Genomic DNA, 19957 nt, shown 5'->3' with positions numbered 1-19957 from the left:
CGTTCAGAGCGCCGAGTATTTCGGGCTGTTGCTTTCAGCCCACTGCTTGAGCAGCGCGTTGACCTGACGATTGAAGGTGTCATTAACCGCGTCTTTAGGGGTGTTGGCCATCAGCGGGATAAACCAGATACCGAACCAGGTGCCAACCGCGTCATGGTTGCTGGCAGTGGCCATCGCCTGGCCGTTCTGGTCGAGGGTTTCCAGGCTCAATGTGTACTGGTCGGTACCATAGGCCGGGATGACCATCATGCTGAAACCGCTGATGAACGCCAGTACCATCGAACCGGCATTCGGCGGATGGTTGTACATCTTCAGGCGCAGGCTGTAATCGCCTGGCTGCTTCTCGAACTGATCGAGGGTCACACGGCCGAACAGACCTGAATCCTTCAGGATCTTTTGCAGCTGTGGCTTGAGATTGTCACGCGCTTGCGGAATCTCCACGGCGGAAGCGCTTTTCGGCTCGCCCTGGTAGAAGTCGAAATCCACATAAACGTTAGGTTTGTTGGTGTAGTTGGCCATCGATGGCAGCGTGACCGGTGCTACTTCATCCTTGGTGAAACTGGCACAGCCGCCCAGCGTGAGCACCAGACCCAGCGCAAGGATTTTCCCGAATTGCATGATGTCGTCCCTAAAGTGATATCAAAGAGCCTCCATTGCGGAGCGCCGGGGCGGATTCTAGTGATCGCCCGCGCTCGGGAAAAGACCTGATTCGGGAAAACCTGAAAATATTGCCGGCTCAGCCCTGCCGCAGGTCGAGCACGTAAGTGTAATACCCGGTGTCACGCACCCAACCGAGGGACTCGTACAACCCCTGGGCGGTGAAGTTGTCAGTGGCGGTTTCCAGCACCAGCCCCTTGGCACCGGTTTCCACGGCGAAGTCGCGCGCGGTGTTCATCAGCAATCGTCCGACGCCACGGCCTCGGGCGGCCGGCGTGGTGAACAGGTCGCTGAGCAGCCAGGTGCGGTGGGCGTCTATCGAAGAAAACGTCGGGTACAACTGGACGAATCCCAGCGCATTACCGCTTTCGTCCTCAACCAGAAAAATCGCCGATTCATTGCCGGCCATGCGTTCGGCGATGAAGGCCCGCGATTGCGCCAGGTTCGACGGCTGGCCATAGAAACCGCGATAACCGTCGAACAGTTCGGCTACCGCATCCAGATGTTCCGCGTGGGCGCGCTGTGCCTGAAGGCTCATATCCCCTCCCCGATCGATTCCAATGATTGCACCAGCATAGCGCTGTCCGTCGAGTACGCTGGCCTAACCGCTATATAGTTTTGTATATTGCGAGCCCGAAATGGCCAGACCTTCCCTGCCGTCCATGAGCAGCATCCGCGAACGCAACCAGCAACAGATCCTCAAAGCCGCCAGCGAAGAGTTTGCCGCCAACGGCTTCGACGCGACCCAGACCCGCGACATCGCGGCCCGTGCCGGGGTGCCCAAGGCCAATCTGTATTACTACTTCCAGAGCAAGGAAAACCTCTACGGCAAAGTGCTGCTCGGCTTCGTCGAGCCGCTGCTGGAAGCCTCGGCGGTGCTGCGCGAGAGTGATGACCCGCTGATCGGCCTGCGCGCCTACGTCGCCGCGCGCATCCGCATTGCCCGCGAGCATCCGGCAATTGCCAAAGTGTTCAGTGGTGAACTGCTGCTGGGCGGTCGCCAGTTGCCTGACGAATGCCGCGACCTGCTGCATGCCGAAGCCAGGCGCAATGTCGAGTGCCTGCGCAGCTGGATCGAACGCGGCTTGCTGGCCCCGGTCGATCCCGAGCATTTGATGTTGTTCATCTGGTCGGCGACGCGCACCTACACCAATATCGGCTGGCAGATGGGGCGCATCACCGGGCGGGAAGTGCCGCAGGATGAGGATTATGCGGTGGCGGCGGATACCATTACGCGGTTGGTGTTGGGCGGTGTGGTGTCCGAGCCGGTGAGTGATGTGCGCAGGTTGATGTTTGCGACTTGAAGAGTCAGGGCATGAAATCCAGCGGCAGCGTTCCTTCAGCCGACTTCTGCTTGTACCAGGCCTGCATGGCATCGGGTAAACGAGTCTTCCATTGCGGCACGTTGGTGTAGTAACGGACACGGGATTTTCCCTGTCCGTCGTAGGCCATCACCATTACCCACAACTGATTGTCTGGCGCACTCATGAACATCGCGGTATTGCCCAGACCACGCATCCACATCTCCACCATTTGACTGCCCGGCACATCGGCACTGGGGTCGCCAGTCATCATTGAGCCGGATATTTCCACCAGCAATTGATAGTCAGTCTTGAGCAATGTGCGCAACGTTTCGTTTTCTTCAGTTGAACGGGCCAAACCGAGGCTGAGCAAATCGTAATCAAGCTTCAAGGGTTCGTCGGATGCCACATAACGGCCAGCGTAATAAACACCCATCCCACCGCCGCAGTCGGCATTGGCACCGTCCTGCATCACGTGGAGTATTCCGTTGATTGCCGTAAAACTCAGCGAACATTGTTCTTCGTCGTAATCGGCCTGTTTCCCCTTCAACGAAGCAACGCCTTCCAGATTGCCGGAGTTACCGCCCTCCGCTGCCGAAACATCAAAATTTATATGCGTCGCGTCGCGCCGCTTGGTTTTTATTTCTGCGGCGGACGAAGGGCTTCCTGGGATGAGCTGCCAGGTAGAGTCCCAATTGAACGGCTTGGCGGCGTACTCAAGTTCGGCAATCCGCATCAGATATTCCCGACGCAGACAGGCCATCTGTTGGTCGCAGCCCTTGCGGTTCTTCAGCCACTGCCGCTGGTCGGCCTTGAGCGCTTGCGGGTCAGCCACCTGCGCCAACGTTGTCTGCCAAAGCACCCCAAGTTTCTCATCAAGTCTCGACGTATACGGGTCCGCACAAATGGCTTTTTCAACCGGGCTGGAAGCGCCAGCGCAGTCAAAACTGGCAGCGTGAGTGTTGGCAGCAAAAACGAGGGACGTCAGCAGCAAGGCGTGACGGAGATTGAAAGCGAGCATCGACAGATTCCATTCCTGAGGCGGCGGCAGTATGCCGCGCCCGGGCTATCGATGCTCTGGACTTTTCACCGGTTGCAGGCAGACAACCGGGGGCTTCGGCAAAAGAGCATCAGAACGCGATGTCAGCCGCCGGCTTCACATCGATCCGTGCTACGGAACCGGTCAGGTGCGCCCAGTCCTTGTTGTGTTCGGCGATGATGTCTTCGGCGCTCATGTTGCCGTTGTCGACGGTGGAATGTGCGTCGGCCGCCAGTTCCACGTCATAGCCCAGTTGATGGGCCTGGCGCACGGTGGCGTTGACGCAGTAATCGGTTTGCAGACCGCAGATCACCAGGCGGTCGAAGTCTTCCCGGGGGATCAGTTTCTGCAGGTTGGTCTGGTAGAACGAGTCGTTGGCGGTCTTGTCGACGCGCAGATCGCCCGGCGCGGTGGCCAGGCCGTCAGCCAGTTGCCAGCCCTCGGTGCCGTGGACGAACGGACTGTCCTTTTCGTTATGCTGGATCAGTACGACTGTAACCCCAGCCTTGCGCGCGCGGGCACTGAGGCCGTTGATGGTGTCGATCACCCGTTTGATGTCGTGGCACTCGTATTCACCTGTGCACAGGGCGCGCTGGACATCGATGATCAGCAATGCGGTGGTCATGGTGAGCCTTCCTTGATCGGTCCTTGAGACAGGGGCGGACGTGTGCCCGCCCCCTTTTTACCCTTCTCAGTAACCCAATGACAACCCGGTGTTGCGCCGTGGATCGTTGGCGCCGTAGAAGCGGTTCTTGCCGACCGGTTTACCGCCCAGCGACGGCGCTCCGACCAGAATGGCAGCGATGTGGTTGGCGTCCTGCGGGCCCGCGAACTTATGGCCCCAGCTCTCGAGAATCTTCTTCGTGTCGGGGCTGGCGGCGAAGTCTTCGAGGTTGGTCTGTTCCGGCATCCACTGCTGGTGGAAACGCGGCGCATCGACCGCTTCCTGCAGGCCCATGCCGTAGTCGATGACATTGAGCATGGTCAGCAAGGTTGCCGTGATGATGCGACTGCCACCCGGCGTGCCCACCACCATCACCACCTTGCCGTCCTTGGTCACGATGGTCGGGCTCATCGACGACAGCGGCGCCTTGCCGGGCGCGATGGCGTTGGCTTCGCCCTGCACCAGGCCATACATGTTCGGCACGCCGACTTTCGAGGTGAAGTCGTCCATTTCATCGTTGAGGATCACCCCGGTCTTGCTCGCCATCACGCCTGCGCCGAACCAGTCGTTGAGGGTGTAGGTGACAGACACCGCGTTGCCCCATTTGTCGACGATCGAGTAGTGCGTGGTGTTGCTGCCTTCGTGCGGCGCAACGCCGGGTTTGAGTTCCGCAGACACGCCGGCCTTCTGCGGCTGGATCGCGTTGCGCAGCTTGGTCGCGTAGTTCTTGTCCAGCAGGTGTTCGATCGGGTTCTTCACGAAATCCGGGTCGCCCAGATAGCTGTTGCGATCCACATACGCGTGGCGCATCGCCTCGATCTGGTAGTGCATGCCCTGGGCCGAATGGAAGCCCAGATCCTTCATCGGGTAGCCTTCGAGAATGTTCATGATCTGACAGATCACCACCCCGCCGGAGCTTGGCGGTGGCGCCGACACGACGTGATAACCGCGATAGTCGCACTCCACCGGAGCCAGTTCGCGGGTCTTGTATTTGTCGAGGTCGGCCTGGGTAATGATGCCCTTGTTGGCCTGGCTGGACGTGACGATCGCGTCGGCGACCCAGCCTTTATAGAAACCGTCCGCACCTTTCTCCGAGATGGTGCGCAGGGTTTTGCCGAGGTCCTTCTGCACCAGTTTCTGCCCGACCTGCATCGGCTCGCCGTTGCTCAGGAAGATCGCGCCGGAGTCTTTGATGTCCTTCTTGAACACGTCGGTGGCGTAATCCAGCAGATCGACGTCGCCCTGTTCCAGTTCGAAACCTTCTTCCGCCAGTTTGATCGCCGGGGCGATCATGTCCTTGCGCGGTTTGGTGCCGTACTTGCTCAGCGCCAGCTCCATGCCGGACACGGTGCCAGGAACGCCAACGGCCAGGTGACCACGGGTACTCAGATCAGGAATGACGTTGCCCTGCTTGTCGAGGTACATGTCGGCCGTTGCGGCCAATGGGGCTTTCTCCCGGAAGTCGAGGAAGGTCTTGCGTCCGTCCGCCAGTTGAATGGTCATGAAACCACCACCACCGAGGTTGCCCGCTGCCGGGTAAACCACCGCCAGTGCGTAGCCTACGGCGACCGCCGCATCCACCGCATTGCCGCCACTTTTCAGTACATCGACACCCACATGGGTCGCCAGATGCTGGGCGGTGACCACCATGCCGTTTTCGGCGGCAACCGGTGCCACGGAGGCGGCGTGGGCCATGAGGCAGCTGAGCGCCAATGAGGTCGCAATCAGCGATTTGGCAAAAGGTTCGTACTTCATGAGTCGGTCTCTTCTTTTTATAAGGTAGGAAAGCGCTTCAAGAGCATCAGCCAGTATGGTCGCGATTGCGGTTTGCGCCTCCCCGATCCGGCAGTATGCTGGGCGCTGTTGCCGAGCCGATCCGGAGTTTTCCCCATGGCCTACACGTTCATCACCCTGCCCTCGCTCGTTGGCGAGTTGAAGCTGGTCGCGAACGGTTCACGACTGGCCGCCATCCTCTGGGAAAACGACAAACCGAACCGGGTGCGCCTCGGGCCGATGAACGAAGCCCCGGACAATCCGGTGTTGATGAAAACCGCGCAGCAACTGGAAGAATATTTTGCCGGAACGCGAAGTGCGTTCGATCTGGATCTGGATTTCGCCGGCACCGAGTTCCAGAAAAAGGTCTGGGCCGCGTTGCTGACCATTCCATTTGGCGAAACCCGCACCTACAGCCAGATTGCCCGGCAGATCGGTCACCCCAGCGCAGTGCGTGCGGTGGGCGCGGCGAACGGCAGAAACCCGATTTCAATCATCGCGCCCTGTCATCGGGTGATCGGAGCGTCGGGGAAACTGACCGGGTTTGCCGGAGGCCTTGAAGCCAAGGAGCGGTTGCTGACACTGGAAGGTGGCCAGTGGTCGGACATCGGCAAGACCGGTGATCTGTTTTAAGCGCCGAAGAAGTTATTCATCGCCGCGTATTGCAACAGCATGATGGTCTTGGCATCGCAGATTTCGCCTCGATGAAACGCTGCCAGTGCATCGTCGAAACGCCACTCCAGCACTTCAAGTTCTTCGGTTTCCTCTTCCAGGCCGCCGCCATCGCCGACCTTCGACTTCGCGTCATATTCGGCGACGAAGAAGTGCAGCTTCTCGGTCACTGAACCCGGGCTCATGTATGCCTCGAACACCTTCTTCACGTCATGCACGCGGTAACCGGTTTCCTCCTCGGCCTCATCGCGTATGCGCTGCTCCGGTGCTGCGCCTTCCAGCAACCCGGCAGCGACCTCGATCAGCAAACCGTCGTGACCGTTGACGAACACCGGCAGACGGAACTGGCGAGTCAGTACCACTGTGCGTTTTTCGCGGTTGAACAACAGAATTGCCGCACCATTGCCACGGTCGTAGACCTCGCGGGTCTGGCGTTGCCATTCACCGTTGTTGCGCAGGTAGTCGAAAGTGATTTTCTTCAGCAGATACCAGTCGTGGGACAACACCTGAGTGTCGACGATATTGATCCGCTCGGCGGTGTTGGGCATGACGCTTCATCCATTGTTGTCATCGGGAGGCCCCATGTTAGGCGAAAAAAAGCCCGGCAGCGCTACCGGGCTTTTTTATTCGATTACCGCTGGTGGGCCATGTCCGCTATCGCGACATCAGGCTCCGGCGAGGCAGCCGCCACGCCGTTGATCAGCGGTCCATAACGCCGGCTGAACTCCCAGTTGTACGGCACGCGATCCTTGCTGGTGCCGTTGTCCCAGTTCACCGACCACGTCATCAGGCCCTTGATCAGGTGCCCTTTGACCGCCAGGCGTTTCATCGCATTGCCGACCACGTTCTTGTCGATCACGTAACCGGTGGCAGCGGCGTCGATGTTGGCCGGCAGGCCGATGACGAACTTGTCCGCAGGGATTTTGGTGAATCCGCGAGTGCCGGTCACCAGACTTTCAGTCAGGTAATAGAGGAAGTCCTCTTTCAACGCATCGTTGTTCTGCGCGATCCACGCCCCGTTGCCATTGTTGGCCTCCGGTACCCAGACACCGTCACCGCCCTGGTTGTAGAACTGCGGCGCGATGAAGTCGTAGTAGCCTTCCAGCGCCTGCAAGTAACCGACGTATTTGCCAGTGGTGGTCAGGTACGGAAACTCCGGGGCCATGCTGATGATGAAATGCTTGCCCTGGCCTGCGTAGTGATCCTTGACCAGTTTCAGGGCGGCCGGCAGGACGGTCTTGTTGGCAGCGAAATCAATCGCGCTCTGTTCAAGATCGATGTCCAGCCCGTCGAAGCCGTAGGTTTCCACCAGACGGATGATTTCGTTGGCCAACGGCTGCTCCTGCCCGGCACGCAACTCGATGTGCGCATCGGCGCCGCCGAGGGAAATCAGCACGGCCCGGCCCTGGCTGTTGAGTACGCCAACCTGGCGGCGGAACTCGGCATCGGAGACGTTGAACGGCTTGAAGGTCGGAATCCCGCTGCCCTTCATGAATGCGACCGCAACCACGTTGTAGTCCTTGGGCACGTTTTCCAGGGCGATGTTGGCGAACTGACCACGCTGATAGCCATCGCTTGGGCCGGCCGGCCAGTTGTGCCAGAAACCCATGAGGATCTTCTTGCCAGCGATGCTCGGCATCAGCGAAGCCGCGTCGCTCGCCTGGTTTTGCAATAAGGTGAAGTCGATATTTGACATGTTCTAATCCTTCAGAACGTGTAGGTGGGTGTTACGGACTTATTTGAAGTCCACATCGAAGGCCTGATAGAAGGCGTTGCCGGTGTTGGCGACGATCCACATCAGGACAACAACGTGATGACCTTGCTTGTTGGCCGGAAGTTTCACTGCGTGATTGACCTTGGCCTTCAGCTCCGCCGCATGACTGTAGTACGGCACTTGCGGATAGAAGTCCTCGGCGAACGGTTTTGCTTCCAGTTGTGCACGGGTGATGCGTTGTTTCGGGTCCCAGCCATCCTTGGTGATCAGCCAGCGGTAACCGCGAGTGGTGTGCGGCGCGGTGTATTCCCATTTGACTTCAAGGGTCTGGCCAGGGGTGACATTGAGCAGCGGCCAGGTGAACGGACGACCGAGTTTCTTGCTCATTTCCTCGTCGGTGAAGTTCACGCAATCGCGGGCATCGTCCTTGCCACCGCTGAGAATGTGGCCGTCGGCCGGAGGCACGACACTCGGGTTATCCGACTCGAAAGGCGCCGGGAACGGGCCGGCCGCCAGTGCCGGGAAGTTCTTGCCACCTTCCATCTCGTTGACCTGCCAGCCACCGAGCAGTCCTTGTTCGATGGCCACCGCACCGCGGCTTGCAGGGGAAATGACGCGACCGTGTCGCAGTTGGGTTTGAGCTTGTGGTTGGTTCATGTTTTTCACTCCGTTGATTTAAGAACTCTCCTTTCCGAGGAGAGGCCTTCAAGCTAACGGAGGGGGATTTTTTGTCCATCGGCGGTTTTGTCGCAGCCTGCGGCGGTGAAATGCGTAAAACACCGAAAATACTGGATATAAATACAGTACATTGCGACGACGCTCACCCAACGCATGGCAAAAAGCCTACACGGCGTCATTACAAAAACCTGCATTCACCGGCTCAGGGAAGCTGCGCCTTGAACTCCTTTTCATACTGCCCGGCGAGCTGTTCTTTCTGTTTGTCGTCGAGCAGCTTGCCGGCCATCTGGAAGAACTTCTGCTCCTCCTCCTTCAAGTGGTGATGGACCTTGTCCGAGAGCTTTTTCGCCGTGGCCAGCCAGGCCGGGCTGGACATTTCGGTCTCGTCGAGCTCCTCCATCATTTCGTCCATTTCATGGTGTTCGGCGATGGCGTGGCGACTGAGATCGACGCCGTTGTCGAACTCCATCAACGGGATGTAGAAGTGGCGTTCTTCGGCCGTTTCGTGGGCCTGCAGTTCGGCTTTGAGTTGCTTGTAGGCTTCGACGCGTTCCGGGGTATCGCCACTGGTCTTGATCAAGGTCTTGGCGTACCCACGCTGGCGATCGTGGCTCTCGCGAAGGGCTTCGAAAATGTTCATGGACTCTCCTCGATAAACGCATTCGGAATGAACGCCTTCAAGGGCTAGACCCCAACGCTGGAGCGACGGTTCCAACTGTTCGATGCCGGGATGGATCAATTGACCGAGGCGCGATAGGCTGCCGGTTCACTGCCATAAGGATGTTGCACATGAGTTTACGGATCGAGCTGTCGCAAGACTCTACAGAAGAAGAACGCCTGGCCATTCTGGCGCCGCTGCACGCCTACAACGTCGCTCAGGCCGGGATTGCCGTATCGGAGCCGCTCACGCTGCTGGTACGCGATGAACACGACACCATTCTGGGTGGACTCTATGGCCGGTTGGTCTGCCAGTGGCTGTTCGTCGATCTGCTGTCGGTGCCGGAGCAGGGTCGCCACCAGGGGATCGGGTCGAAACTGATGCGCATGGCCGAAGACCTGGCGCGTGAGAAGGGTTGCATCGGGGCCTGGCTCGACACCTTCGATTTTCAGGCGCCGGAATTCTACAAAAAGCTGGGATATAGCCAGTTTGGCGAGTTGTCGGATTACCCGCCGGGGCACAAACGCATGTTTTTCCAGAAGCGTCTGGACGTCTGAACCCCGCGGATCGCCAGGTGTTACAGACAGGTCGCCAACGCCGCCAGCCGGCGCTTGGCGACAAAGTCATCCTTCTGCGCGTAGTAGCTCAGCACCGTGCCGGACGCATTCGTGGTCACGTCGACAAACGACTCCGCCGAACGGGTGTAGACCGTCGAACCGCCCTTCTTGCCCGGTTGCAGATACGCCGCCGCATCGACGCCGAACACCGCTTCGTCCTGCCAGGCGAATTGCACGCACTGGGCCACGACTTTCTCGGGTTTGTCCGAGTTCAGGACCTTGTAAGGGGTTTGCGTGCGGGCGTCTTCCATCGCCGAACCCGCGCAACCGGCCAGCAGGGTTGCCGCCAGTGCCACCATCAGCATTCGCATTGCATTCGCTCATTCGGAAAAAAAACGGACTGTATCACCGCAACGCGCAAAATCGTTCTGCTTTACTGCATTTAGAGCGCGACACCCGCCGGCCGCTGCGGCACATTAAAGGTCATCAGCCCCACAAGGAAACCCCATGGCGCCTACCGACCAGCGACATGAACATGCCCTGAAACTGTTTCTCGATGCACACCCTGAAGTGCGCGAAGCCCTCGATCATCTCAACCCGTTGCTGGCCCAGGCCAAAGGCGAAACCCCGGCACAGTACCGCGAAGAACGCCTGCACGAAGCCTTCGAAGCCGAGGCCGAAAGCCAGGGCTTGTTTGCCTGGGAACTGACGCTGCAACTGACCGCTGCAACGCCCGAGGACTATCAGGCGCAACGCCTGGAAGTGCACCGGGAAGTGGCGGAGATGGCCGGGATGGACTGGTTGGAATATTGCGACCTTTATGGCATAGAACCCTGACCTCTACGCAAGGACATCCGCACCAATGCTGCCAACCCTCTCGACTCACCGCGCCAGCCCCGGCCACTTGCATATGCAGAAATGGCGCGGTCGCGTAGGGCTGGCCATGGTGGCCGCGCTCTCGGTCCTGGCGGGGATGACCGATGCCATCGGCTTCATGGCCAGTGGTGACTTCGTTTCATTCATGAGCGGGAACACCACACGGCTGGCGGTGGCGATCAGTGATGGCGATGTGAGTCTGACGCTGCGGCTGGTGATCCTGGTCGCGACGTTCATCCTCGGCAACACCCTCGGCGTGGTGATCGGTCGCCTCGGCAGGCGCCGCGCACTGCCGTTGCTGCTGTGCATCGCGACACTGCTCTGCGGGGCCGCCGCCTGGCCGTCAGACGTGCAACTGCCGGCGCTGCTAGCGGCAATCACCGCCATGGGCATGCTCAATGCCGCGGTGGAAGAAGTGAACGGTCTGGCGGTCGGACTGACCTATGTCACCGGTGCACTCTCGCGGTTCGGTCGCGGTCTGGGACGCTGGATAATGGGCGAGCGGCGCAATGGCTGGCGCGTGCAACTGGTGCCGTGGAGCGGCATGTTCATCGGCGCCATCCTCGGTGCCGTGCTGGAGCATCACCTGGGGCTAAAAGCGCTGTACGCCAGCGGATTGCTGGCTGCGTTGATCGGCCTGATCTCGCTGAAAATCCCCCGGCGCTGGCAGTTGGGGTACATGCCGCGCTGAAGTCTGCGGCAACATCCACTTCGCCGCCCCGCCGAGAAAGCTTTATCATGGCCGCAGTTTTGCTGATCGAGTCCGTCATGAAGTTCGCCATTGTGTTGTTTTCCGCCGCCCATGCGCCCTCCTCGCGCCGCGCCCTGCTGTTCGCGCAGGCTGCGCTGGCCGGCGGGCATGAAATCGTCCGGCTGTTTTTCTATCAGGACGGTGTCTACAACGCGTCTGACGCCGTGGTCACGCCGCAGGACGAACTGGACCTGCCCAAACAGTGGCGAACGTTTATCACCGAACAAAACCTCGACGGTGTGGTGTGCATCGCCGCCGCTTTGCGCCGTGGCGTGTTGAATGCCGAGGAAGCCGGGCGTTATCAGCGTGATGCCGTGGCGGTCAGCGCACCGTGGGAATTGTCCGGCCTCGGCCAGTTGCATGACGCGGTTCAGGATGCCGACCGTCTGATCTGTTTCGGAGGCGCATGACATGGCCAAGTCCCTTCTGATTATCAGCCGTCAATCACCGTGGTCCGGCCCCGGTGCCCGTGAAGCATTGGACATCGTACTGGCCGGCGGCGCCTTCGATCTGCCGATCGGCCTGCTGTTTCTCGACGACGGTGTGTTGCAACTGGCCGCCGGGCAAAACGCCAAGGCCCTGCAACAGAAAGACCTGAGCGCCAACCTGCAAGCGTTGCCGATGTTCGGTGTGGAAGAGCTGTTCTACTGCGCCGACAGCGCCAGTGCTCGCGGCCTCGGCGATCGTTCGCTGGACGAGGCTCAGCCTTTGGCCGCCGATGAAATCACCGCCCTCATTGACCGTTACGACCAGGTGATCACCCTCTGATGTCGACTTTGCATGTGTTGTCCCATTCCCCGTTCGGCGACGAACGCTTGACCAGTTGCCTGCGCCTGCTCGGTTCTGCCGACGCGCTGTTGCTATCTGGCGATGCTGCTTATGCGCTGCAACCCGGCACTGCGCCGTTCATTGCGCTGGAAACCCGTCGGGTGAAACTCTTCGTTCTGGCCGAAGACGCGCAAGCCCGCGCCGTGCAGGTTCCGGACTGGGCCGAAGCCATCGATTACCCGGCCTTCGTCGAGCTGTCGATCCACCACGACAAGGTCAACAGCTGGCTATGAATGCGCTGACCGTCGGCGCCCGCGCCATCGAACTGGACAAGGACGGCTTCCTGGTCGACCTCAACGACTGGTCGGCCGAAGTCGCCAGCGCCCTCGCCGCTGCCGAAGACATCGAGCTGAGCGCCGAACACTGGGAAGTCCTCGAACTGTTGCGCAGTTTCTACGCCGAATTCCAGCTGTCCCCGGCCACCCGGCCGCTGATCAAATACACCGCGCTCAAGCTCGGCGCAGAGAAAGGCAACAGCCTGCACCTGAACCGACTGTTCAAAGGCACCCCTGCCAAACTCGCCGCGAAACTGGCGGGCCTGCCCAAACCGACGAATTGCCTATGACCGACTATCCAGCGCTGACCCTCGAAACGCCCGCCGAGCACCCGTTCGCCCAGTTCGTGCGCATCCTCGGCAAGGGCAAGCGCGGCGCTCGCGACCTGACCCGTGAGGAAGCCCGGGAGGCCATGGGCATGGTGCTCGACGAAGCCGTCGAAGAAACCCAGCTCGGTGCCTTCCTGATGTTGCTGCGGCACAAGGAAGAAAGCGCCGAGGAAATGGCCGGCTTCACCGAGGCCCTGCGCGAACGCTTGCAGGCGCCAGCACTGAAGGTCGATCTGGACTGGCCGACCTATGCCGGCAAGAAACGTCACCTGCCCTGGTATCTGCTGGCAGCCAAGTGCCTGGCACAGAACGGCGTGCGCATCTTCATGCACGGCGGCGGCGCGCACACCGCCGGGCGTTTGTATTCCGAACAACTGCTCGGTGAACTGAACATCCCGCTGTGCCGCAACTGGCAACAGGTCGGCGCGGCGCTGGACAACGGTGGCCTGGCGTTCATGCCACTGTTGGACTGGGCACCGCAGCTGCAGCGAATGATCGACCTGCGCAATACCCTCGGCCTGCGTTCGCCTATTCATTCGCTGGCGCGGATCCTCAATCCGTTGGGCGCGCGTTGCGGCTTGCAGAGTATTTTCCACCCCGGCTATCAGGCTGTGCACCGCGATGCCAGTGGTCTGCTCGGCGATACGGCGATCGTGATCAAAGGTGACGGCGGCGAAATCGAGATCAACCCGGATGCCGACAGCCACCTGTACGGCACCACCGGCGGCGAGAGCTGGGACGAGGAATGGCCGCAGTTGTCGGCGCAACGCCACGTCAAACCGGCGTCGCTGGATGTCGAGCATCTGAAGGCCGTCTGGCGTGGCGACGTGGTCGACAGCTATCCGCAAATGGCCCTGATTTCGACCATGGCCCTGGCCCTGCGAGGCCTTGGCCAAAGTCGCGAACAAGCCTTCGAAACTGCCGAGAAATACTGGATCGCACGGAACAAATCGATTTAACCGATCATTCACGCCCGATCTTTGCGCTTTTTGTTCGAACTCATCGGAATAGACTCGGCTCCAACGATTTTTGGTTTCCGGAGTCTTGATCATGGGTTTACTCGTCGACGGCCGCTGGCAGGACAAGTGGTACGAAAGCAGCAAGGACGGCGCGTTCCAGCGCGAACAGGCGCAGCGCCGCAATTGGGTCACTCGCAACGGCGCGCCAGGCCCGAGCGGTGAAGGCGGTTTTGCCGCCGAGGCCGGGCGTTATCACCTCTACGTCTCCCTCGCCTGTCCGTGGGCGCATCGCACGCTGATCCTGCGCAAGCTCAAGGGCCTGGAAAGCCTGATCGATGTTTCGGTCGTCAGTTGGCTGATGCTGGAAAACGGCTGGACCTTCGACCAGAACCTCGGCTCGACCGGCGACAAACTCGACCACTTCGACTTCATGCACCAGCGCTACACCGCTGACACCGCCGACTACACCGGCCGCGTCACCGTACCGGTGCTGTGGGACAAAAAGCTCAAGCGCATCGTCAGCAACGAATCAGCGGAGATCATCCGCATGTTCAACAGCGCCTTCGACGACTTGACCGGCAACGATCTGGACTTCTATCCGGCGCCGTTGCACGGTGAGATTGATGCGTTGAACGAGCGGATCTATCCCGCCGTGAACAACGGCGTGTATCGCGCCGGGTTTGCCACTTCGCAGCAGGCCTATGAAGAAGCGTTCGATGATGTGTTTGCCGAGCTGGACCATCTGGAGCAGGTGCTGGGCGCCAACCGTTATCTGACGGGTGAATACCTGACCGAGGCGGACGTGCGGTTGTTCACCACGCTGATTCGTTTCGACGCGGTGTATCACGGGCACTTCAAATGCAATCTGCGGCGGATCAGCGATTATCCGAACCTGTCGAACTGGCTGCGTGAGATGTACCAGTGGCCGGGCGTTGCCGAGACCGTGGATTTCCAGCACATCAAGAACCACTACTACGGCAGCCACAAGACCATCAACCCGACCGGGGTGGTGCCGAAAGGGCCGGAGCAGGATTTCAATGTGGCCCATGACCGGGACCGGTTGGGCGGGAAAGGGGTTTGGCGCAAAGGTTGAGAGCAGGATCGTTCCCACAGCGTGGGAACGATCACTTCAGAGTCGTCAGATTTGACCCTGAGCGCCCTCGAACCACGCCAGCTTCTCGCGCAGTTGCACCACTTCGCCGACGATCACCAGCGTCGGCGCATGGACTTCATGCTCCGCCACCAGACGCGGCAGGTCGGCCAGCGTGCCGGTGAAGACCCGCTGATTGACCGTGGTGCCCTGCTGGATCAGCGCTGCCGGGGTATCGGCCGCACGACCATGCTTGATCAACTGCTCGCAGATGATCGGCAACCCCACCAGCCCCATGTAGAACACCAAGGTCTGCGCCGGCGCGACAAGGTCGGCCCACGGCAAATCGGTGGAACCGTCCTTCAAGTGCCCGGTGACGAAACGCACCGACTGCGCGTAATCACGATGGGTCAGCGGAATACCGGCATACGCCGCGCAACCGCTGGCCGCGGTGATGCCCGGCACCACCTGGAACGGGATGCCATGGGCCGCCAGTTCTTCGATCTCTTCGCCACCACGGCCAAAGATGAACGGATCCCCGCCCTTCAACCGCACCACGCGCTTGCCAGCCTTGGCCAGATCCACCAGTTGCTGGTTGATCTGATCCTGCGGTACGGCGTGATCGGCGCGACGCTTGCCGACGTAAACCCGCTCGGCATCGCGACGGCACAGCTCAAGAATCGCCGGAGCGACCAAACGGTCATACAGCACCACATCGGCTTGCTGCATCAGGCGCAAGGCGCGGAAGGTCAGCAGATCCGGATCACCCGGCCCTGCGCCCACCAGATACACCTCGCCAGTGGCCACGGCCGCTTCGCCATCGATTTTCGCCTGCAACAGACGTTCGGCTTCAGCGCCCTGCCCGGCCAACTGCCGGTCGGCAATCGGCCCCTGGAACACGTCTTCCCAGAAAGCACGACGCTGCTGCACATCGGGAAACAGGTTTTTGACCTGATTGCGAAAACGTGCGGCCAGACCGGCCAGATGGCCGTAGGTCGAAGGAATCCAGGTTTCGATCTTGGCGCGGATCAGCCGGGCCAGCACCGGCGCATCGCCGCCGCTGGAGACCGCTATGATCAGCGGCGAACGGTCGACGATCGCCGGGAAGATCACGCTGCACAACGCCGGCGCATCCACCACATTGACCGGCACGCAGCGCCGATGAGCATCGGCGGAAACTTGCGCGTTCAAGGCTTCATCGTCGGTGGCGGCAATGATCAGCCCGCAACCGTCCAGATCCGTTTCAACGTAACCGCGCGACAGACACTCGCCACCGCTGGCGGCAACCAGTTCGCGCAGTTGCGCTTCGATTTCAGGTGCGACCACCCGCAGCAGCGCACCGGCATCGGCCAGCAGGCGGGATTTGCGCAAGGCAATCTCCCCCCCACCGACGACCAACACACGACTGCCGCGCAGGTTGTGAAACAGCGGCAGATATTTCATTTAGCCGATGACCTCAAGGCCACCCATGTACGGCTTCAGCACGTCCGGCACACGAATCGAACCGTCGGCCTGCTGGTAGTTTTCCAGCACGGCCACCAGGGTACGACCGACCGCCAGACCCGAACCGTTCAGGGTGTGTACCAGCTCAGGTTTGCCGGTTTCCGGGTTACGGAAACGCGCCTGCATGCGGCGGGCCTGGAAGTCGCCGCAGTTGGAGCACGACGAGATTTCACGGTATTTGTCCTGGCTCGGGATCCACACTTCCAGGTCGTAAGTCTTGACCGCGCTGAAGCCCATGTCGCCGGTGCACAGCGCCAGGGTACGGTAAGGCAGACCCAGCAGTTGCAGGACTTTCTCGGCGTTGGCGGTCAGGCTTTCCAGCGCGTCCATCGACGTCGACGGCTCGACGATCTGCACCATCTCGACCTTGTCGAACTGGTGCTGGCGGATCATGCCGCGAGTGTCACGACCCGACGCGCCGGCTTCGCTGCGAAAGCACGGGGTGTGGGCGACGAACTTGATCGGCAGCTGCTTCGAATCGACGATTTCACCGGCGACGATGTTGGTCAGCGACACTTCGGCGGTCGGGATCAGGTACAGATCGGCTTCGCCTTCGCGGGCGATCTTGAACAGGTCTTCTTCGAACTTTGGCAGTTGACCGGTGCCTTGCAGCGCCGGGGCCTGAACCAGATAAGGCGTGTAAGCCTCTTCGTAGCCGTGCTCGGTGACGTGCAGGTTGATCATGAACTGCGCCAGTGCGCGATGCAGACGGGCAATCGGGCCACGCAGCAGCGCGAAACGCGCACCGGACAGCTTGGCGGCGGTTTCGAAGTCGAGCCAGCCGAACTTCTCGCCCAGGGCCACGTGATCCTGAACCGGGAAATCGAAGGCAGTCGGAGTGCCCCAGCGGCGGACTTCGACGTTGCCGTCTTCGTCTTCGCCAACCGGTACCGATTCGTGCGGCAGGTTCGGAATGCCCAGCAGGATCGAATCCAGTTCGGTCTGGATCGCGTCCAGCTCGACTTTACCGGCGCTCAGTTCGCCCGCCATGCGCTCGACGTCCGCCATCAACGGCGCGATGTCTTCACCGCGCTGCTTGGCCTGACCGATGGATTTGGAACGCGCGTTACGCTCAGCCTGCAGTGCTTCGGTGCGGGTCTGGACGGTCTTGCGCTGTTCTTCCAGCGCTTCGATGCGCGCGACATCCAGGGCAAAGCCACGGGAAGCCAGGCGGTCCGCTACGTCCTGGAGGTTGCTACGTAACAGTTTGGAATCGAGCATGTCGGTTTCTCGTTATCAAAGTTTGGTCAAAGTCAGGCCAGCCCAGGTCGCGAGCAGGCCGCCGAACACGCTGATGCCCAGATAACCGAAGGCTATCAGGGCCTGTCCGCTTTCCAGCAAACGCAGCGTATCCAGTGAAAAGGATGAAAACGTCGTCAGACCGCCGACAAAACCGACGATCAGACCGGCGCGGATTTCGATCGGCACTTCCGGCCGGGTCAAAAACAGTCCGTACAGCAGGCCGATGATCAGACAGCCGACCAGATTGACCGCCAGCGTTGCCGCATAGAAATGCCGGGGCCAATTGGCGCTGACCCAATTGCCAGCCGCGAAACGCAGTAATGTACCAGCGATGCCCGCCACGGACACCGCAAGAATCGTTCGAATCACTATTTTCTCCGCTGCCGGGGGCTTAAACGATCGAGTTTGGCGAGGTGGTTGAGCTTCTCGCCAATCTTCAGTTCCAGGCCACGGGGCACCGGTTGGTAGAACGGGATGGGGTCGAGCTCTTCCGGAAAGTAGTCTTCGCCGGCCGCGTAGGCGTCCGGTTCATCGTGGGCATAGCGGTATTCGTCGCCATAACCCAATTGTTTCATCAACTTGGTCGGTGCGTTGCGCAGGTGCAGCGGCACTTCCAGCGAGCCATGTTCGGCAGCGGCCCGCAATGCGGTCTTGAAGCCCATGTACACCGCGTTGCTTTTCGGCGCACAAGCCAGATACGTAATAGCTTGAGCCACTGCCAACTCACCTTCCGGGCTGCCAAGTCGCTCCTGCACTTCCCACGCCGCCAGGCACAGACTCAGGGCGCGCGGGTCGGCATTGCCGATGTCTTCGCTGGCCATGCGCACCACGCGGCGGGCCAGATATAGCGGATCGCAGCCGCCGTCGATCATCCGCGCAAACCAGTACAACGCGCCGTCCGGATTGGAGCCGCGCACCGATTTGTGCAGCGCGGAAATCTGGTCGTAGAACGCTTCGCCGCCCTTGTCGAAACGCCGACGCGTGTCGCCGAGCAGGCTTTGCAGCAGCTCGGTGCCCATCTCGCTGTTGTCTTCGGCGAGGTCCGAAGCGTTCTCCAGCAAATTGAGCAAGCGCCGGCCATCGCCGTCGGCGGCGGACAGCAGCATCTGGAAGCCTTCATCGCTGAGGGTCAGATTGCGCTTGCCCAGACCGCGTTCTTCGGTGAGTGCGCGGTGCACCAGTTTACGCAACGCCGCCTCGTCGAGGCTCTTGAGTACGTAGACCCGGGCCCGCGACAGCAAAGCGTTGTTCAATTCGAAGGAAGGGTTTTCGGTGGTTGCGCCGATGAAAATCAGCGTGCCGTCTTCAACGTAAGGTAGAAAAGCGTCCTGCTGGGACTTGTTGAAGCGGTGAACTTCGTCGACAAACAGGATCGTGCGCTTGCCGTACTGACCAGCCTGCTGTTTGGCGATTTCCACCGCCTGACGGATCTCTTTTACCCCGGCCAATACGGCCGAAACCGTTTCGAAGTGCGCATCCGAGACTTCCGCCAGCAGCCGCGCCAGGGTGGTCTTGCCCACGCCCGGCGGGCCCCAGAAGATCATCGAATGCAGGGCACCCTGCTCCAGAGCTTCGCGCAGAGGCTTGCCGCGAGCGAGCACGTGTTCCTGACCGACGTACTCATCCAGATTGGTCGCCCGCAAACGGGCGGCCAGCGGCTGGGCAATCGGTGCACTGCGAAACAGATCCATCACGTACCGTTGAAACCTCTGTGTTTATTCCTGGATCACATCGGCACCCTTCGGGATGTCGAACTTGAACTTCGAGGCCGGGACCGCTTCGTTGGCCTTCACCCCGGTGAACAGGATGTTGGTGCGCTGGCCGACGCTGTCGATCAACTGCATGTCATTGACCAGACCGTTGCGGAACGACAGACGCAGGCTGTCGAACAGGGTGTCCTTGGTTTTCGGCTTCAGGGTGAAGTCGATCACGCCACCGGCTTCCTTGGCGCTGATATCGAAGCTCTGGCTGATCTTCGATACATCACCGGACAGCAACAGGGCCGGGGTCTGGGTCAGGCGCTCATCGAGTTTCTTGATGGTGGCCTGTTCCAGATCCGGGTCCCACAGGGTGACTTTCTTGCCGTCGGACACCATGGTCTGCTCGGCGGGGGCATTGGTGTGCCAGTAGAACAGGCCCGGACGCTGCAGGGTCATGTCGCCGGTGGTTTCCTGCAACTGGGTGCCGCTGCCGTCGAGAGTGAGCTGGGAGAAGTTCGCGGTCAGGGTCTTGGATGTTTCCAGCAATTGGGTCAGGCGTGCCACATCCTTGTCATCGGCGTGAGCCGTGAGGGTGGTCAGAGCCAGTACTGGCAGCAGCATGCGGATAAGACGCATGGGAGTCCTCTTGAATACTCGTGGGAAAGTGGACGGCGCTTCATGCACCGTCCTT

26 protein-coding genes are annotated in these 19957 nt (G+C 60.4%); 11 read left to right on the top strand and 15 right to left on the bottom strand.

Going from position 1 to position 19957, the window contains the following annotated elements; all coding sequences use genetic code 11:
• Positions 1 to 3: 3 nt before the first annotated feature.
• Complete coding sequence (locus AC1RMX_RS12890) at positions 4 to 618, bottom strand: hypothetical protein (RefSeq protein ID WP_096822627.1); 615 nt, start codon at positions 616 to 618, stop codon at positions 4 to 6.
• A gap of 118 nt (positions 619 to 736) precedes the next feature.
• Positions 737 to 1195, bottom strand: coding sequence for a GNAT family N-acetyltransferase (locus AC1RMX_RS12885; protein WP_493072129.1), 459 nt, complete (start codon positions 1193 to 1195; stop codon positions 737 to 739).
• Positions 1196 to 1319: 124 nt separating this feature from the next.
• Here AC1RMX_RS12885 and AC1RMX_RS12880 point away from each other — a divergent pair, with 124 nt between their 5' ends.
• Positions 1320 to 1961 carry a TetR/AcrR family transcriptional regulator gene (locus tag AC1RMX_RS12880; protein ID WP_192560978.1) on the top strand — a complete coding sequence of 214 codons (642 nt, stop codon included), beginning with the start codon at positions 1320 to 1322 and terminating at the stop codon, positions 1959 to 1961.
• A 4-nt stretch (positions 1962 to 1965) separates the two neighbouring features.
• On the opposite strand, the gene AC1RMX_RS12875 is transcribed toward AC1RMX_RS12880, so the two are convergent.
• The 3 genes from AC1RMX_RS12875 to ggt all read right to left on the bottom strand — a co-directional run bounded on the left by AC1RMX_RS12875 (position 1966) and on the right by ggt (position 5416).
• Positions 1966 to 2979, bottom strand: a complete 1014-nt coding sequence (locus tag AC1RMX_RS12875; RefSeq protein WP_493072127.1) for a lysozyme inhibitor LprI family protein — start codon at positions 2977 to 2979, stop codon at positions 1966 to 1968.
• 109 nt (positions 2980 to 3088) lie between these two features.
• On the bottom strand, positions 3089 to 3622 hold the full coding sequence (locus AC1RMX_RS12870) for a cysteine hydrolase family protein (protein ID WP_096822630.1): 534 nt from the start codon (positions 3620 to 3622) through the stop codon (positions 3089 to 3091).
• A gap of 66 nt (positions 3623 to 3688) precedes the next feature.
• Positions 3689 to 5416: a gamma-glutamyltransferase gene (gene ggt, locus AC1RMX_RS12865; protein ID WP_192558390.1), complete on the bottom strand. Its 1728-nt coding sequence runs from the start codon at positions 5414 to 5416 to the stop codon at positions 3689 to 3691.
• Positions 5417 to 5551: 135 nt separating this feature from the next.
• Here ggt and AC1RMX_RS12860 point away from each other — a divergent pair, with 135 nt between their 5' ends.
• Positions 5552 to 6067, top strand: a complete 516-nt coding sequence (locus AC1RMX_RS12860) for a methylated-DNA--[protein]-cysteine S-methyltransferase (protein ID WP_493072125.1) — start codon at positions 5552 to 5554, stop codon at positions 6065 to 6067.
• On the opposite strand, the gene AC1RMX_RS12855 is transcribed toward AC1RMX_RS12860, so the two are convergent.
• The 4 genes from AC1RMX_RS12855 to AC1RMX_RS12840 form a co-directional block, all read right to left on the bottom strand.
• Positions 6064 to 6654 (bottom strand): NUDIX domain-containing protein, encoded by a 591-nt coding sequence (locus AC1RMX_RS12855; RefSeq protein WP_493072123.1) that lies wholly within the window; start codon positions 6652 to 6654, stop codon positions 6064 to 6066. The genes AC1RMX_RS12860 and AC1RMX_RS12855 overlap by 4 nt on opposite strands.
• 83 nt (positions 6655 to 6737) lie before the next feature.
• Positions 6738 to 7802 (bottom strand): chitinase, encoded by a 1065-nt coding sequence (locus AC1RMX_RS12850; protein WP_493072121.1) that lies wholly within the window; start codon positions 7800 to 7802, stop codon positions 6738 to 6740.
• A gap of 39 nt (positions 7803 to 7841) precedes the next feature.
• Complete coding sequence (locus AC1RMX_RS12845) at positions 7842 to 8477, bottom strand: lytic polysaccharide monooxygenase auxiliary activity family 9 protein (RefSeq protein WP_096822635.1); 636 nt, start codon at positions 8475 to 8477, stop codon at positions 7842 to 7844.
• A 223-nt stretch (positions 8478 to 8700) separates the two neighbouring features.
• A complete protein-coding gene (locus AC1RMX_RS12840) occupies positions 8701 to 9138 on the bottom strand; it encodes a hemerythrin domain-containing protein (protein ID WP_085712365.1) in 438 nt (145 codons plus the stop codon).
• A gap of 149 nt (positions 9139 to 9287) precedes the next feature.
• Here AC1RMX_RS12840 and AC1RMX_RS12835 point away from each other — a divergent pair, with 149 nt between their 5' ends.
• Complete coding sequence (locus tag AC1RMX_RS12835; protein WP_096822636.1) at positions 9288 to 9713, top strand: GNAT family N-acetyltransferase; 426 nt, start codon at positions 9288 to 9290, stop codon at positions 9711 to 9713.
• A gap of 20 nt (positions 9714 to 9733) precedes the next feature.
• On the opposite strand, the gene AC1RMX_RS12830 is transcribed toward AC1RMX_RS12835, so the two are convergent.
• Positions 9734 to 10084: a hypothetical protein gene (locus AC1RMX_RS12830; RefSeq protein WP_096822637.1), complete on the bottom strand. Its 351-nt coding sequence runs from the start codon at positions 10082 to 10084 to the stop codon at positions 9734 to 9736.
• 136 nt (positions 10085 to 10220) lie between these two features.
• On the opposite strand from AC1RMX_RS12830, the gene AC1RMX_RS12825 reads away from it, so the two are divergent.
• The 8 genes from AC1RMX_RS12825 to AC1RMX_RS12790 all read left to right on the top strand — a co-directional run bounded on the left by AC1RMX_RS12825 (position 10221) and on the right by AC1RMX_RS12790 (position 14824).
• A complete protein-coding gene (locus AC1RMX_RS12825; protein WP_096822638.1) occupies positions 10221 to 10550 on the top strand; it encodes a DUF6388 family protein in 330 nt (109 codons plus the stop codon).
• A gap of 25 nt (positions 10551 to 10575) precedes the next feature.
• A complete protein-coding gene (locus tag AC1RMX_RS12820; RefSeq protein ID WP_096822639.1) occupies positions 10576 to 11280 on the top strand; it encodes a YoaK family protein in 705 nt (234 codons plus the stop codon).
• Positions 11281 to 11357: 77 nt separating this feature from the next.
• Positions 11358 to 11750, top strand: coding sequence for a sulfurtransferase complex subunit TusD (tusD, locus tag AC1RMX_RS12815; RefSeq protein WP_096822657.1), 393 nt, complete (start codon positions 11358 to 11360; stop codon positions 11748 to 11750).
• 1 nt (position 11751) lies between these two features.
• A complete protein-coding gene (tusC, locus tag AC1RMX_RS12810; RefSeq protein ID WP_192558394.1) occupies positions 11752 to 12108 on the top strand; it encodes a sulfurtransferase complex subunit TusC in 357 nt (118 codons plus the stop codon).
• Positions 12108 to 12401 (top strand): sulfurtransferase complex subunit TusB, encoded by a 294-nt coding sequence (gene tusB / locus AC1RMX_RS12805; RefSeq protein ID WP_102622708.1) that lies wholly within the window; start codon positions 12108 to 12110, stop codon positions 12399 to 12401. The genes tusC and tusB overlap by 1 nt, the downstream gene beginning before the upstream one ends.
• Positions 12398 to 12733 (top strand): TusE/DsrC/DsvC family sulfur relay protein, encoded by a 336-nt coding sequence (locus AC1RMX_RS12800; protein ID WP_085732133.1) that lies wholly within the window; start codon positions 12398 to 12400, stop codon positions 12731 to 12733. The genes tusB and AC1RMX_RS12800 overlap by 4 nt, the downstream gene beginning before the upstream one ends.
• Complete coding sequence (locus AC1RMX_RS12795) at positions 12730 to 13731, top strand: glycosyl transferase family protein (RefSeq protein ID WP_493072116.1); 1002 nt, start codon at positions 12730 to 12732, stop codon at positions 13729 to 13731. The genes AC1RMX_RS12800 and AC1RMX_RS12795 overlap by 4 nt, the downstream gene beginning before the upstream one ends.
• A 91-nt stretch (positions 13732 to 13822) precedes the next feature.
• The gene (locus AC1RMX_RS12790; protein ID WP_493072114.1) at positions 13823 to 14824 is read left to right on the top strand and encodes a glutathione S-transferase family protein; all 1002 of its coding nucleotides are present in this window, start codon (positions 13823 to 13825) and stop codon (positions 14822 to 14824) included.
• A gap of 45 nt (positions 14825 to 14869) precedes the next feature.
• Here AC1RMX_RS12790 and cysG read toward each other — a convergent pair whose 3' ends face one another.
• Genes cysG through lolA form a run of 5 tightly spaced genes read right to left on the bottom strand, consistent with a single transcriptional unit; the run spans position 14870 to position 19902 of the window.
• Positions 14870 to 16264 carry a siroheme synthase CysG gene (gene cysG / locus AC1RMX_RS12785; protein ID WP_102622711.1) on the bottom strand — a complete coding sequence of 465 codons (1395 nt, stop codon included), beginning with the start codon at positions 16262 to 16264 and terminating at the stop codon, positions 14870 to 14872.
• Positions 16265 to 17545, bottom strand: coding sequence for a serine--tRNA ligase (gene serS, locus AC1RMX_RS12780; protein WP_192558399.1), 1281 nt, complete (start codon positions 17543 to 17545; stop codon positions 16265 to 16267).
• Between the two features lie 15 nt (positions 17546 to 17560).
• A complete protein-coding gene (crcB, locus tag AC1RMX_RS12775; RefSeq protein ID WP_096822646.1) occupies positions 17561 to 17935 on the bottom strand; it encodes a fluoride efflux transporter CrcB in 375 nt (124 codons plus the stop codon).
• Positions 17935 to 19257, bottom strand: a complete 1323-nt coding sequence (locus AC1RMX_RS12770) for a replication-associated recombination protein A (protein WP_102622713.1) — start codon at positions 19255 to 19257, stop codon at positions 17935 to 17937. Before AC1RMX_RS12770 ends, crcB begins: the two co-directional genes overlap by 1 nt.
• A gap of 24 nt (positions 19258 to 19281) precedes the next feature.
• Positions 19282 to 19902 (bottom strand): outer membrane lipoprotein periplasmic chaperone LolA, encoded by a 621-nt coding sequence (gene lolA, locus AC1RMX_RS12765; RefSeq protein WP_007958184.1) that lies wholly within the window; start codon positions 19900 to 19902, stop codon positions 19282 to 19284.
• Positions 19903 to 19957 lie beyond the last annotated feature (55 nt).

The sequence above is a fragment of the Pseudomonas sp. GW822-FHT03F04 genome, assembly GCF_058801405.1.
This window is presented reverse-complemented; position numbering and strand designations above follow the sequence as displayed.

Excerpts from the sequence above, each read along its gene's own strand:
- ggt (WP_192558390.1), bottom strand. The coding sequence starts at position 5,416 with ATGAAGTACGAACCTTTTGCCAAATCGCTGATTGCGACCTCATTGGCG.
- serS (WP_192558399.1), bottom strand. The coding sequence starts at position 17,545 with ATGCTCGATTCCAAACTGTTACGTAGCAACCTCCAGGACGTAGCGGAC.
- AC1RMX_RS12880 (WP_192560978.1), top strand. The coding sequence starts at position 1,320 with ATGAGCAGCATCCGCGAACGCAACCAGCAACAGATCCTCAAAGCCGCC.
- AC1RMX_RS12870 (WP_096822630.1), bottom strand. The coding sequence starts at position 3,622 with ATGACCACCGCATTGCTGATCATCGATGTCCAGCGCGCCCTGTGCACA.
- AC1RMX_RS12855 (WP_493072123.1), bottom strand. The coding sequence starts at position 6,654 with ATGCCCAACACCGCCGAGCGGATCAATATCGTCGACACTCAGGTGTTG.
- lolA (WP_007958184.1), bottom strand. The coding sequence starts at position 19,902 with ATGCGTCTTATCCGCATGCTGCTGCCAGTACTGGCTCTGACCACCCTC.
- tusD (WP_096822657.1), top strand. The coding sequence starts at position 11,358 with ATGAAGTTCGCCATTGTGTTGTTTTCCGCCGCCCATGCGCCCTCCTCG.
- AC1RMX_RS12830 (WP_096822637.1), bottom strand. The coding sequence starts at position 10,084 with ATGCGAATGCTGATGGTGGCACTGGCGGCAACCCTGCTGGCCGGTTGC.
- AC1RMX_RS12890 (WP_096822627.1), bottom strand. The coding sequence starts at position 618 with ATGCAATTCGGGAAAATCCTTGCGCTGGGTCTGGTGCTCACGCTGGGC.
- AC1RMX_RS12845 (WP_096822635.1), bottom strand. The coding sequence starts at position 8,477 with ATGAACCAACCACAAGCTCAAACCCAACTGCGACACGGTCGCGTCATT.
- cysG (WP_102622711.1), bottom strand. The coding sequence starts at position 16,264 with ATGAAATATCTGCCGCTGTTTCACAACCTGCGCGGCAGTCGTGTGTTG.
- AC1RMX_RS12835 (WP_096822636.1), top strand. The coding sequence starts at position 9,288 with ATGAGTTTACGGATCGAGCTGTCGCAAGACTCTACAGAAGAAGAACGC.
- AC1RMX_RS12885 (WP_493072129.1), bottom strand. The coding sequence starts at position 1,195 with ATGAGCCTTCAGGCACAGCGCGCCCACGCGGAACATCTGGATGCGGTA.
- AC1RMX_RS12795 (WP_493072116.1), top strand. The coding sequence starts at position 12,730 with ATGACCGACTATCCAGCGCTGACCCTCGAAACGCCCGCCGAGCACCCG.
- tusB (WP_102622708.1), top strand. The coding sequence starts at position 12,108 with ATGTCGACTTTGCATGTGTTGTCCCATTCCCCGTTCGGCGACGAACGC.
- AC1RMX_RS12850 (WP_493072121.1), bottom strand. The coding sequence starts at position 7,802 with ATGTCAAATATCGACTTCACCTTATTGCAAAACCAGGCGAGCGACGCG.
- AC1RMX_RS12840 (WP_085712365.1), bottom strand. The coding sequence starts at position 9,138 with ATGAACATTTTCGAAGCCCTTCGCGAGAGCCACGATCGCCAGCGTGGG.
- AC1RMX_RS12790 (WP_493072114.1), top strand. The coding sequence starts at position 13,823 with ATGGGTTTACTCGTCGACGGCCGCTGGCAGGACAAGTGGTACGAAAGC.
- AC1RMX_RS12800 (WP_085732133.1), top strand. The coding sequence starts at position 12,398 with ATGAATGCGCTGACCGTCGGCGCCCGCGCCATCGAACTGGACAAGGAC.
- AC1RMX_RS12820 (WP_096822639.1), top strand. The coding sequence starts at position 10,576 with ATGCTGCCAACCCTCTCGACTCACCGCGCCAGCCCCGGCCACTTGCAT.
- AC1RMX_RS12860 (WP_493072125.1), top strand. The coding sequence starts at position 5,552 with ATGGCCTACACGTTCATCACCCTGCCCTCGCTCGTTGGCGAGTTGAAG.
- AC1RMX_RS12825 (WP_096822638.1), top strand. The coding sequence starts at position 10,221 with ATGGCGCCTACCGACCAGCGACATGAACATGCCCTGAAACTGTTTCTC.
- AC1RMX_RS12875 (WP_493072127.1), bottom strand. The coding sequence starts at position 2,979 with ATGCTCGCTTTCAATCTCCGTCACGCCTTGCTGCTGACGTCCCTCGTT.
- AC1RMX_RS12770 (WP_102622713.1), bottom strand. The coding sequence starts at position 19,257 with ATGGATCTGTTTCGCAGTGCACCGATTGCCCAGCCGCTGGCCGCCCGT.
- tusC (WP_192558394.1), top strand. The coding sequence starts at position 11,752 with ATGGCCAAGTCCCTTCTGATTATCAGCCGTCAATCACCGTGGTCCGGC.